Here is a 12,025-nt window from a genome sequence, read left to right as displayed (position 1 = left end):
ACCGGGGCCCGGCGTCCGGGCTAGGCGGTGGCCGGCCGGGCGGCGTACCGGTTGGCCGGGCGGGGCAGGCCGTAGTTCTCGCGCAGGGTGCGTCCCGTGTACTCGGTGCGGAAGAGCCCGCGCCGCTGGAGGACGGGCACCACGTGGTCGACGAAGTCGGTCAGGCCGGTGGGCAGGACGGGCGCCATGATGTTGAAGCCGTCGGCGGCCCCTTGCGTGAACCACTCCTCCAGCTGGTCCGCGATCTGCTCGGGCGTACCGGCGAAGACCCGGTGCCCCCGGCCCGCGCCGAGACGGGCGATCAGCTGCCGCAGGGTGAGGCCGTCGCGCCGGGCCAGCTCGGCGACGAGCGTGAAGCGGCTCTTGTTGCCGTTGATGTCGCGCTCCTCCGGCAGATCGGGGAGCGGGCCGTCGAGGGGCAGGCCGGTCAGGTCGACGCCCAGCATCCCGGACAGCTGCGCCAGACCGTACTCGGGCACCTGGAGGTCGGTGAGCTCCTGCTCCAGGGCCTTCGCCTCGGCCTCCGTGGATCCGATGACGGGGGCGATGCCGGGCAGGACGAGCAGGTCCGACTCGGCCCGGCCGAAGCGGGCCAGCCGGGACTTGAGGTCCTTGTAGAAGGTCTGCCCGTCGGCGAGGGTCTGCTGGGCGGTGAAGACGGCCTCGGCGTACTGGGCCGCGAACTCCTTGCCGGACTCCGACGATCCGGCCTGCACGAGGAGCGGGTACCCCTGCGGGGAGCGGGGCACGTTGAGCGGACCGGCGACGCCGAAGTACTCGCCGCGGTGGGCCGCGGGATGCAGCTTGTCGGTGTCGGCGTAGATCCCCGCCTCCTTGTCGAGAACGATCGCGTCGTCCTCCCAGCTGTCCCAGAGCTTGGTGGCGACCTCGAGGAACTCGCGGGCGCGGTCGTAGCGCAGCCCGTGCTCCAGGTGCTCGTCCCGGTTGAAGTTGCGGGCCTCGTCGACCGTGCCCGAGGTGACGATGTTCCATCCGGCGCGGCCGCCGCTGATGTGGTCGAGGGAGGCGAACTTCCGGGCCAGGTTGAAGGGTTCGTTGAAGGTCGTGGACACCGTGGCGATGAGCCCGATGTGCTCGGTGACGGCGGCGATCGCGGAGAGCAGGGTGAGCGGCTCGAACCCGCCCAGTGCGTTGTAGCGGGCCTTGCCCCACAGGGCGAGCCCGTCGGCGAAGAAGATCGAGTCGAGCCGGCCGCGCTCGGCGGTGCGGGCCAGCTCCTGGAAGTACGCCAGGTCGGTGACGCGTTCGGGCCGGCTGGCCGGGTGGCGCCAGGCGGCGTCGTGGTGACCGGCGTTCATGAGGAAGGCGTTCAGGTGCAGGGTCCGGGGTGCGGTCATGGTTCTTCGTCCTCGGTGGGAGCGGGGGGCTGGACAGGGCGGGGGGGCGGGATGCCGCACGGGCGGGACGGCGGCGGGGCCGCGGGCTCAGGCGGGGACGCGCCAGGTGCTCAGGCGGCGTTCGATCGTGACCAGCAGCTGGTTGAAGGCCACGCCGATGGCGGAGATGGTGATGATGCCCGCGTACATCTGCGGGATCGCGAAGTTGAACTGCGAGGCGTTGATCAGGTAGCCCAGGCCGGCCTTGGCGCCGATCATCTCGGCGGCCACGAGGACCAGGATGGAGACCGCTCCCGCCAGCCGGATGCCGGTGAAGATCGCCGGCACGGAGGCGGGCAGGATCACCTTCTGGAACAGCCGCGGGGTGGACAGGTCCATCGAGCGGGCCAGCCGGACGAGGGTGGGGTCGGCGTTCCCGACGGCGCTGATGGTGTTGAGCAGGATCGGCCAGACGCAGGCGTAGACGACGATGGAGACCTTCGAGGTCTCGCCGATGCCCAGCAGCAGCACGAACACCGGCAGCAGGGCGAGCGCCGCGGTGTTGCGGAACACCTCCAGCAGCGGGCCGAGCAGGGCGGCGACCGGCCGGTACCAGCCGATGAGCAGCCCGAGCGGCACGGCGACGGCGACGGCGATGCCGAAGCCGCCGAAGGAGCGGACCAGGCTGGCCCAGGTGTGCTGACCGAGCTGGCCGTTGCCGAGGAGCTCCCACCAGGCGACGGCGACCTCGCTGACCGGCGGCAGGAAGGTGGGGTCGGCGAGCCCCAGCCGGGGGGCCGCCTCCCACAGGGCGAGCAGGGCGAGGACGGCGACGGAGCGCAGGGCCGCGGCGCGCAGCAGGCGTACGAGCGCCCTCGCGGGACGGCGGGCCGGGCGCGGGCGGTCCGCGCGGGGGCCGGGCCCGCCGCCGGGTGCGGGCTCCGGCGGCGCCGGGCTGCTGCGTACCTCCTCGGCGGGGGCGGGCGGGGCGGGCAGCACGACGGGGGCGGCGGTGCCGGTTCCGGTGCTCATACGGAGGCCTCCTCCTTCTCCAGTTGCTGGGCGCGGGCCACCTCGTCGTGGAGCAGGGTCCAGATCTCGTGGCGGTGACGGGCGAACTCGGGGCTGGAGCGCAGGTCCTCGCCCTGCGGGCCCGCGAGGGACGTCCCGGTGACGGAGGCCGCCCCGCGCTCGCCGAAGGCGACGGGGACGATCTCCTTGATCCGGCCGGGGCGGGAGGTCATGACGGCCACCCGCTGGCCGAGGTAGACGGCCTCCTCGATGCCGTGCGTGATGAAGACGACGGTCTTGCCGGTGCGCTGCCAGATGCGGCGCAGCTCGTCCTGGAGGGACTCCCGGGTCTGTGCGTCGAGCGCGGCGAACGGCTCGTCCATCAGCAGGACGTCGGGGTCGTAGGCCAGGGAGCGGGCGATGGCGACGCGCTGGCGCATGCCGCCGGAGAGCTGGTGCGGGTGGCGGTCCTCGAAGCCGCCGAGCCCGACGAGGTCCAGGAACTCCCGGGCGCGCTCCTTGCGTTCGCGGCGCGGGACGCCCGTCGCCTCCAGCCCGAACTCGACGTTCCCGAGGGCCGTCCGCCAGGGCAGCAGCGCGTACTGCTGGAAGACGATGCCGCGGTCCAGGCCGGGACCGGTGACCGGCTTCCCGTCGAGCAGGATCCGTCCGGCCGTCGGCGCGGACAGTCCTCCGAGGAGGTCCAGGAGGGTGGACTTGCCGCAGCCGCTGGGGCCGACGACCACGAGGAACTCCCCGCTGCGGATCTCCAGGTCGATCCCGTCGAGGGCGGTGAAGTCCCCGAATTCCTTGCGCACCCCGTCGAACACGATCTTCGCCATGGCGGCCGTCACCCCTTTCCGTAGGCGTTGAAGTCGTTGGTGTAGAGGTCGGCCGCCTTCAGCTGGCCCTTCTTGACGTCGCCGCGCTCCCCGAGCCAGTCCAGCCACACCTGGAACTCCTTGTCGGAGATGCGCCCGCCGGTCTCCGCGACCCCGTAGGAGCGCCAGTACTTGAGGGTGGCGGTGTCCTCGTTGCGGCCGCGCTGGGTGACGATGTCCGTCATCCGGGCGACGACCTCCTCGCGCGGGGTGGCTCGCGACCACTCGATGGCCTTGGCGACCCCGGTGACGAAGGTGCGGACGGTGTCGGGGTTCTCCTTCACGAAGCGCCGGGTCATCACGTAGGTGCCGGCGCTGAACGCGCCGAGGAGCTCGAAGTCGGTGAACAGGGGGCGGATTCCGCCGGCGGCGAGGGCCTTGTCGCGCAGCACCCCGCCGAGCACGGCGACCTCGATCTGCTTCTGCCTGAGGGCCTGTTCGGTGTTGACCGGCGGGACGACCAGGGACTCGACCTTGTCGATCTCGGCCTTGGACAGCCCGCCGCGGCCGAGGTAGATCTCCAGCATGGCCTGGGCGTGGGCGCCCAGGGTGTTCATCCCGACCTTCTTGCCGACGAGGTCGCGGGCGGAGCGGATGGGGCTGTCCTCCAGGACGTAGTAGCCGCTGAAGGAGTGCTGGTCGGAGCCGTAGTAGGAGACGACCGCGGTGATGGGGGCCTTGCTGGCGGCCAGCTTGACCACCGCCCCGTTGAAGGCTCCGCCGAAGTGGATCTGGCCGGTGGCGGCGGACTGGATGTCCTGCGGGCCGCTGATGGTGTTGCCGATCCACTCCAGCTTGACGTCGCCGAGGTATCCGAGGTCGGCGGCGAGTTCGGGCAGCGTGACGGCGCCGACGCTGCCCTGGTACTTGAGGGTGGTGACCTGGCCGCCGGAACCGGAGCCGGAGCCGCCGCCGGCGGTGGCACTGCCGCAGCTCACCGCGGCCGCCGAGATGCCGAGCAGGGTCAGGAACTGGCGCCGGGAGGTGGTGGTCGAGGTGAGGGCTGCGGGCATGGCGGGTCCTTGTATGGGTACGGGGCGCGGGGTGGGCGGGGCCGGGGGTCTCTTGTCGGTCGGTCGGTTGGGCCGGATCGGGGAGCGCGGTCCGGTGCCGTGGATCGCACGGCGGACGGGGGCGACGCGGCGGGGCGCGGCACCGGCCCCCGCGAGCCCGGCATGACCGGCGGGACGTCCCCTACGACGCGGTGGCCGTGGCGCTGACGGGGGCGGCGGTGCGGGGGGCGGCCCGCAGGGCGTCGGCGAACTCGTCGACCGCCTGGTAGAGGTCGAGTTCCGCCTCGGGGAGCAGCCGGTCGGGGCCGCCGCCCCGCTCCACGGAGGAGTCCAGGACGAACCGGCCGGCGGTGACGTGCCGGGCGCCGAGGGCGTTGAGCACGGGCCGCAGGGCGTAGTCGATGGTCAGGACGTGGGCCAGGCTGCCGCCGGTGACCAGCGGAAGGACGGTCTTCCCGGCGAGTCCGTCCTGCGGGAGCAGGTCGAGGAAGGCCTTGAGCAGGCCGGTGTACGAGGCCTTGTAGACGGGGGTCGCGATGATCAGGCCGTCGGCCTCGGCGACGGCCTCGAGGGCCCGGCGGATCTCGGGCTCGCCGCGGCGCGCGGCCAGCAGGTCGGCGGCGGGCAGGTCGCGTACGGCGAGCCGGGCGATGCCGAAGCCGGGCTGCGACCCGGTCAGCGGGTCGGTGTGGGCGAGGGCCAGGTGGCGCAGGGCGTGTTCGGCGACGACGGCGGTACGGGAGTGGGCGGAGGGGCTGCCGGTCAGGGCGAGCAGCTGGGGCACGGGGACTCCTCGGGCGATGTGAGGTCTCGGCCGGATCAGGCGGCGGGGGCCGCGGGAACGTCGGAGGCGGAGGCGGAGGCTCCCGAGGCGATGCCGAAGGCGGGGTCCGGGACGGTCTCCGGGCTGATCAGCCGGGACGGGACGCCGTCGGGGCCGACGGGGACGTCACCGTCGACGGTGACGCGGCGCAGGGTGCGCTCGTGGTCGTCGGAGTCGTCGACGCCGTAGTGCTGGGTGGCGCGGTTGTCCCAGATCGCGACGTCGCCGGGCTGCCACTGCCAGCGGACGGTGTTCTCGGGGGTCTCGATGTGGGACTGGAAGAGGTCGAGGAGCGTGCGGGTGTCGCGGCCGGTGAGGCCCTGGATGCGCTGGACGAAGTTCCCGAGCAGCAGGGTGCGCTCGCCGGTCTCGGGGTGGACGCGGACCACCGGGTGCTCGGTGAGGAACGCGGTGGAGGTGAACACCTCCCGGTACTGGGCCAGGGCCTCGGGGAGGGCGTCGGGCCGCAGGGCGGCGTAGTCGTACTCGTTGGAGTGGACGGCGCGCAGGCCGTCGGCGAGGGCGCGCAGCGGTGAAGGGAGGTGGGAGTAGGCGGTGGCCGTGTTGGCCCAGAGGGTGTCGCCGCCGTACGGGGGGATGGTCACGGCGCGCAGGATCGAGAAGGCCGGGTAGGCGGGCACGAAGGTGACGTCGGTGTGCCACTGGTTGGCCCGGGCTCCGTGGTGGGAGTCGATGCCGAGGGCGTAGCGGCCGTCCGCGGAGGGGACGGTGGGATGCGCGACGGGTGCGCCGAGCAGTGCGGCGAAGGCCTCGTGGCCCGCCTCGTCGAGGTGGTCCTGGCCGCGGAAGAAGACGACCTTGTGGGCGAGCAGGGCTGACCGGACGGCGGCGACGGCGCTCTCGGGGAGGTCGCCGCCGAGCCGGACGCCCCGGATCTCGGCGCCGATGCGGCCGCCGATCTTCGTGACGGTGATCTCGGGGGCGTCCTCGGCGACGGCGGTGGCGCCGGAAGTGGCAGTGGCGGTGGCGGTGGCGGTGGCGGTGCTCATGATGGCCTCCTGGGCAGGGTGCGCGGCTATTTATTTCCGCAGCGGAAGTAATGGAGGTACGCACGGACGTGGAAGCGGATGCGGATGCGGATGCGGATGCGGCTGTGACCTACGCCGGTACGGGGCGTGGTGACGGAGCCCGTGACGGGGAGGGAGAGGCGAGGGTGAACCGCACGCGGGGGCGGGGAACGGCACGGACGGCGGCACGCCGGAGGGGCGGGCCCCTGGCGCGGGGCGGGCCGTCGGGTGGCGGAGCGGAGCTCAGGCTCGGCGCGCGGCGGCCGTACAGCGGCCCGGACACGCGCCCGGCGCGGTGGGCCGGCCGGTGGTGTGGAGCCGCGGGGCGAGGAGTTCGTTCGCGGTCATGGCCTGGAGACTGTCAGCGCCCCGGGGCCCGGTCAACCCCCGGCGACACCGCCCCACCGACTGCCGCTGCCTCCCGCCCCACCCCGTGCGACCTGCGCTTTCCCCCGTCCACTGGCCACCCGCGACGGCCGAAAACCGTGGCCGGATTTCATGGTGGCGCAACGCTCCCGCCACGTCGCCGCCTCATCCGCGCGGCCGGGGCGGTGTCCGGCGGGGCCGGCCGCGGGAGGCGGCATGATCGGGGCGGACCCCGTGACCGGGGCAGACCCCACGAACCCGAGGAGCTGCGCGTGACGCGTATGGCCGGTGACCGACGGGCGGCCGCCAATGCCGCCACCGTGCTGCGGACGGTGCTCGACCACGGTCCCGTCGCCCGCAGCGACATCGCCGGGCGGTGCGGCCTGAGCCCGGCGGCCGTCTCCCGGCAGACGACCGGGCTGCTGCGGGCCGGCCTGCTGCGCGAGCTGCCCGGCCCCGCCGGCGGGGTCGGCCGGCCGCGGGTCCCGCTCGACCTGCACACCGGAGCCGTCGGCGGACCGGTCGCCGCGGGACTCCACATCGGCGTGCCCTCCGCCACCTTCAGCCTCGTCGACCTGCGCGGCACCCTGCTGGCCCGGCGGACCTTCCCCCATCAGCACCGGCCCGCCGCCGGGCTCTCCGCCGCGATCGCCGCCGAACTCGCCCGGTTCCTGGCCGAGTACGACACCGGCCGGCCGCTGCTCGGCGTCGGCGCCGCCCTCGGCGGCTGGGTCGACCCGGACGAGGGTCGGGTGGTCCACCATCCCGGACTGCACTGGCGGCACAAGCCGCTCGGCGCCGAGCTGTCCACCGCGCTCGGGCTCCCCGTACACGTCGACAACCACGCCCGCGCCGTGGCCCGGGCCGAGATCCTCTTCGGCCGGCCGGAGGCCCGCCGCAGCCTGGTGCACCTCTTCATCGGCAACGTCGTCGACGCCGCCTTCGGCATCGAGGGGACCGTGCACCAGGGTCCCGGCGCGGCCGCGGGCGACGTCGCGCACCTCCCGGTGCCGGGCTCCGACGTGCCCTGCCCGTGCGGGCGTACCGGATGCCTCCAGGCGACCGCGTCCGACACGGCGCTGGGGGCCGAGGCGATGCGGCGCGGCATCGTGCCGGACCCGTCGGTGCCGCTGCTCGTGGACGCGGCCGCCGCGGGCGATCCGCGCGCCGACCGGATGCTGCGCGAGCGGGCCCGCGCGGTGGGCCGGGCGGCGGCGCTCCTGTGGGATGTCTTCAATCCGGCCGTCATGGTCGTGACCGAGCTGGCGAGCGTGCTGCACGAGGGCTATCTGGAGGAAATCCGCGGCGCCACGACGGCGCTCTCGCACGTCTGCGACGACCCCGGACGGATCGTCGGGCCGCACGCGGGCCCGGCCGTACTGCCGGAAGCGGCCGCAACCGTGCTGCTCAGCCGCATATTCCGTGATCCTTTTAGTATGTCATGAGAGGGCGAGATCACACCGGACGGTATGGTGCACCGCTGAGCGGCCCCCCTAGCATTCGAGCCATGACGGTCCTGCCTGACGACGGGCTCTCCCTGGCCGCCGAGTTCCCTGACGCGACACATGAGCAGTGGCAGCGCCTTGTAGAAGGCGTACTGCGCAAGTCGGGCAAGGAAGCATCCGGCGAGGCCGCAGAAGATGCGCTGTCCACCCGACTCGAGGACGGGCTCACCACCCGCCCGCTGTACACCGCGCCGTCCGACCGGACGGCACCCGACACCGGTTTCCCCGGATCCGCCCCCTTCGTCCGCGGAGGACGGCCCGAGGGCACCACCGCGACCGGCTGGGACGTGCGCCAGCGCCTCACGGGCACCGACCCGCAGCGCGCGAACGAGGCGGCGCTCGCCGACCTCGAGAACGGCGTCACCTCCCTCTGGCTCACCGTGGGCGAGGGCGGCATCCCCCTCGACGGCCTCGCCCGCGCCCTGGACGGGGTCTACCTGGACCTCGCCCCCGTCGCCCTGGACGCCGGCGCCCAATACGCCGGGGCCGCCCGCGCGTTGCTGGACCTGTACGCCGAGCGCTCGGTGGCTCCGGAGGCCGTGCGGGCCTCCCTGGGCGCCGACCCCCTCGGGCACGAGGCCCGTACCGGGCAGCCGCTGGACCAGGACGCCGCCGTGGAGCTGGCCCGGGAGGCCGCCGCCGGCCTCCCCGGGGTGCGCGCCCTGACCGTGGACGCCCTGCCGTACCACGAGGCCGGCGGCAGCGCGGCCGAGGAGCTGGGGCTCTCGCTGGCCACCGGAGTCGCCTACCTGCGCGCCCTCTCCGCAGGTGGGCTGGGCGTCGCAGCCGCGCTCGGCCAGATCGAATTCCGGTACGCGGCCACCGCGGACCAGTTCCTCACCATCGCCAAGTTCCGCGCGGCGCGCAGGCTGTGGGCGCGGATCGCCGAGGCCTCGGGGGCCCCGGAGGCCGGCGCGCAGCTCCAGCACGCCGTCACCTCGCCGGTGATGATGACCCGCCGCGACCCGTGGGTGAACATGCTGCGCACCACGGTGGCCTGCATGGCCGCGGGTGTCGCCGGCGCCGACTCGGTCACCGTGCTCCCCTTCGACAACGAGCTGGGCCTGCCGGACCCGTTCGCGCGCCGCATCGCCCGCAACACCTCCACCATCCTGCTGGAGGAGTCGCACCTGGCCCGGGTGATCGACCCGGCCGGCGGCTCGTACTACGTCGAGCGCCTCACCGACGAACTGGCCCACGCCGCGTGGGAGTTCTTCCGTACGGTGGAGAAGGCCGGCGGCATGGCCGCCGCGCTGCGCTCCGGGCTGGTCGCCGAACGGCTCGCCGCCACCTGGGCGGAGCGTTCCCGGAAGCTGGCCAAGCGCCGCGAACCGATCACCGGCGTGAGCGAGTTCCCGCTGCTCTCGGAGAAGCCGGTCGTCCGCGAGCCGGCGCCCGCGGCGCCCACCGGCGGGCTCCCCCGCGTACGGCGCGACGAGGCCTACGAGGCCCTGCGCGCCCGCAGCGACGCGCACCTGGCGGCGACGGGCGCCCGCCCGCGGATCTTCCTCGCCGCGCTGGGACCGGCGGCCGCGCACACCGCCCGGGCCACCTTCGCCTCGAACCTCTTCCAGGCGGGCGGCGTGGAATCCGTGCACGACCCGGTGTCCGTGGACGCCGCCACGGCCGGCGCCGCCTACGCCGCGAGCGGGGCGGACGGCATGGCCGTGCTCTGCTCCAGCGACGCGCTGTACGAGGAGCAGGCCGAGGCAGTGGCTGGGGCGCTGCGCGCCGCGGGTGCCACGACGGTCTTCCTCGCCGGACGGCCGGGCACCGCAGAGGCTTCCGTGGACGAGTACGTCTTCGCCGGCTGTGACGCCGTCGCCGTGCTGTCCTCCGTACTCGACCGGATGGGAGTGCCCGCATGAGCATCCCCGATTTTTCCGAGCTGGCGCTCGGCCCCTCCGTCGCCGCACCGGTCTCCGAGGAGCAGTGGCGGTCCTCGGTGAAGGAGTCCACCGGCACCGCGGCCGCCGACCTGCTGTGGGAGACGCCCGAGGGCATCGGCGTCAAGCCGCTCTACACCGGGCGGGACCTGGAGGGCCTGGACTTCCTGCGCACGTACCCGGGAGTGGCCCCCTACCTGCGCGGCCCGTACCCGACGATGTACGTCAACCAGCCCTGGACGATCCGGCAGTACGCCGGCTTCTCCACGGCCGAGGAGTCGAACGCCTTCTACCGGCGCAACCTGGCGTCCGGCCAGAAGGGCCTGTCGGTGGCCTTCGACCTGCCCACGCACCGCGGCTACGACAGCGACCACCCGCGCGTGACCGGTGACGTCGGCATGGCGGGCGTGGCGATCGACTCGATCTACGACATGCGCCAGCTGTTCGACGGGATCCCGCTGGACAGGATGTCGGTGTCGATGACGATGAACGGCGCGGTGCTGCCCGTCCTCGCGCTCTACATCGTGGCGGCGGAGGAGCAGGGCGTCTCCCCCGACAAGCTCGCCGGGACCATCCAGAACGACATCCTCAAGGAGTTCATGGTCCGCAACACCTACATCTACCCGCCCAAGCCCTCGATGCGGATCATCTCCGACATCTTCGCGTTCACCTCGCAGAAGATGCCGCGGTACAACTCGATCTCCATCTCCGGCTACCACATCCAGGAGGCCGGTGCCACGGCCGACCTGGAGCTGGCGTACACCCTCGCGGACGGTGTGGAGTACCTGCGGGCCGGGCAGGCGGTGGGGCTGGACGTGGACGCGTTCGCGCCGCGCCTGTCGTTCTTCTGGGCCATCGGCATGAACTTCTTCATGGAGGTCGCGAAGCTGCGCGCGGCGCGCCTGCTGTGGGCGAAGCTGGTGAAGCAGTTCGACCCGAAGAACGCCAAGTCGCTTTCGCTGCGCACGCATTCGCAGACCTCGGGTTGGTCGCTGACCGCGCAGGACGTCTTCAACAACGTGACGCGCACCTGCATCGAGGCGATGGCGGCGACCCAGGGCCACACCCAGTCGCTGCACACCAACGCCCTCGACGAGGCGCTCGCGCTGCCGACGGACTTCTCGGCGCGCATCGCCCGCAACACCCAGCTGCTGCTGCAGCAGGAGTCGGGGACCTGCCGGTCCATCGACCCGTGGGGCGGCAGCGCGTACGTGGAGAAGCTGACGTACGACCTGGCGCGGCGGGCCTGGCAGCACATCGAGGAGGTCGAGGCGGCCGGCGGCATGGCGCAGGCCATCGACGCGGGCATCCCGAAGCTGCGCGTGGAGGAGGCCGCGGCCCGGACGCAGGCCCGCATCGACTCGGGCCGCCAGCCGGTGATCGGCGTGAACAAGTACCGCGTGGAGAACGACGAGGCGATCGACGTCCTCAAGGTCGACAACTCCTCGGTGCGCGCCCAGCAGATCGCCAAGCTGCGGCGGCTGCGCGAGGAGCGCGACGAGGCGGTCACCCAGGACACCCTGCGGGCGCTGACGAACGCCGCCGAGCGCGGGGAGGGCAATCTGCTCGCCCTGGCGGTGGACGCGGCGCGCGCCAAGGCGACCGTGGGTGAGATCTCGGACGCACTGGAGAAGGTGTACGGGCGGCACGCGAGCCAGATCCGTACGATCGCGGGCGTGTACCGAAACGAAGCGGGCGAGTCCCCGTCGGTGGAGCGCACCCGTGCGCTGGTGGACCGGTTCGAGGAGGCGGAGGGACGGCGTCCGCGCATCCTGGTCGCCAAGATGGGCCAGGACGGGCACGACCGCGGCCAGAAGGTGATCGCGACGGCCTTCGCCGACCTGGGATTCGACGTGGACGTCGGCCCGCTGTTCCAGACCCCGGCGGAGGTGGCCCGCCAGGCCGTCGAGGCGGACGTCCACGTGGTGGGCGTGTCGTCGCTGGCGGCCGGCCACCTGACCCTCGTCCCGGCGCTGCGCGAGCAGCTCGCGGAGGAGGGCCGCGAGGACATCATGATCGTCGTGGGCGGGGTGATCCCGCCGGCCGATGTCCCGACGCTGCTGGAGATGGGCGCCACCGCGGTGTTCCCGCCCGGAACGGTCATCCCGGACGCGGCCCACGACCTGGTGACGCGGCTCGCCGCGGACCTGGGCCACGAGCTGTAGGCGGGCGCCG

The 12,025-nt window shown here is 73.4% G+C and carries 9 protein-coding genes; 3 read left to right on the top strand and 6 right to left on the bottom strand.

Translation table 11 applies throughout. The features are described from left to right. Positions 1-20: 20 nt before the first annotated feature. From ACPU2J_RS26050 to ACPU2J_RS26025, 6 genes are all read right to left on the bottom strand, one after another. Positions 21-1,358, bottom strand: coding sequence for an LLM class flavin-dependent oxidoreductase (locus ACPU2J_RS26050; protein WP_365494394.1), 1,338 nt, complete (start codon positions 1,356-1,358; stop codon positions 21-23). A gap of 87 nt (positions 1,359-1,445) precedes the next feature. After that, positions 1,446-2,369: an ABC transporter permease gene (locus ACPU2J_RS26045; protein ID WP_361589130.1), complete on the bottom strand. Its 924-nt coding sequence runs from the start codon at positions 2,367-2,369 to the stop codon at positions 1,446-1,448. Continuing rightward, complete coding sequence (locus ACPU2J_RS26040) at positions 2,366-3,190, bottom strand: ABC transporter ATP-binding protein (protein WP_361589133.1); 825 nt, start codon at positions 3,188-3,190, stop codon at positions 2,366-2,368. The genes ACPU2J_RS26045 and ACPU2J_RS26040 overlap by 4 nt, the downstream gene beginning before the upstream one ends. A gap of 8 nt (positions 3,191-3,198) precedes the next feature. Beyond that, positions 3,199-4,242, bottom strand: coding sequence for an ABC transporter substrate-binding protein (locus ACPU2J_RS26035; protein ID WP_420079322.1), 1,044 nt, complete (start codon positions 4,240-4,242; stop codon positions 3,199-3,201). Between the two features lie 181 nt (positions 4,243-4,423). Next, positions 4,424-5,026: an NADPH-dependent FMN reductase gene (gene ssuE / locus ACPU2J_RS26030; RefSeq protein ID WP_420079323.1), complete on the bottom strand. Its 603-nt coding sequence runs from the start codon at positions 5,024-5,026 to the stop codon at positions 4,424-4,426. A gap of 35 nt (positions 5,027-5,061) precedes the next feature. Then, positions 5,062-6,075 (bottom strand): TauD/TfdA dioxygenase family protein, encoded by a 1,014-nt coding sequence (locus ACPU2J_RS26025; RefSeq protein WP_423834119.1) that lies wholly within the window; start codon positions 6,073-6,075, stop codon positions 5,062-5,064. Between the two features lie 665 nt (positions 6,076-6,740). On the opposite strand from ACPU2J_RS26025, the gene ACPU2J_RS26020 reads away from it, so the two are divergent. From ACPU2J_RS26020 to scpA, 3 genes are all read left to right on the top strand, one after another. Then, on the top strand, positions 6,741-7,904 hold the full coding sequence (locus ACPU2J_RS26020; protein WP_420082333.1) for an ROK family transcriptional regulator: 1,164 nt from the start codon (positions 6,741-6,743) through the stop codon (positions 7,902-7,904). 62 nt (positions 7,905-7,966) lie between these two features. Further along, on the top strand, positions 7,967-9,832 hold the full coding sequence (gene mutA, locus ACPU2J_RS26015; protein ID WP_423834118.1) for a methylmalonyl-CoA mutase small subunit: 1,866 nt from the start codon (positions 7,967-7,969) through the stop codon (positions 9,830-9,832). Further along, on the top strand, positions 9,829-12,015 hold the full coding sequence (gene scpA / locus ACPU2J_RS26010; protein WP_420079326.1) for a methylmalonyl-CoA mutase: 2,187 nt from the start codon (positions 9,829-9,831) through the stop codon (positions 12,013-12,015). Before mutA ends, scpA begins: the two co-directional genes overlap by 4 nt. Positions 12,016-12,025 lie beyond the last annotated feature (10 nt).

Source organism: Streptomyces manipurensis (assembly GCF_049570255.1).
Classification (GTDB): domain Bacteria; phylum Actinomycetota; class Actinomycetes; order Streptomycetales; family Streptomycetaceae; genus Streptomyces; species Streptomyces manipurensis.
The sequence above is the reverse complement of the archived record's forward strand: the minus strand, read 5'-3'. Positions and strand labels throughout refer to the sequence as shown.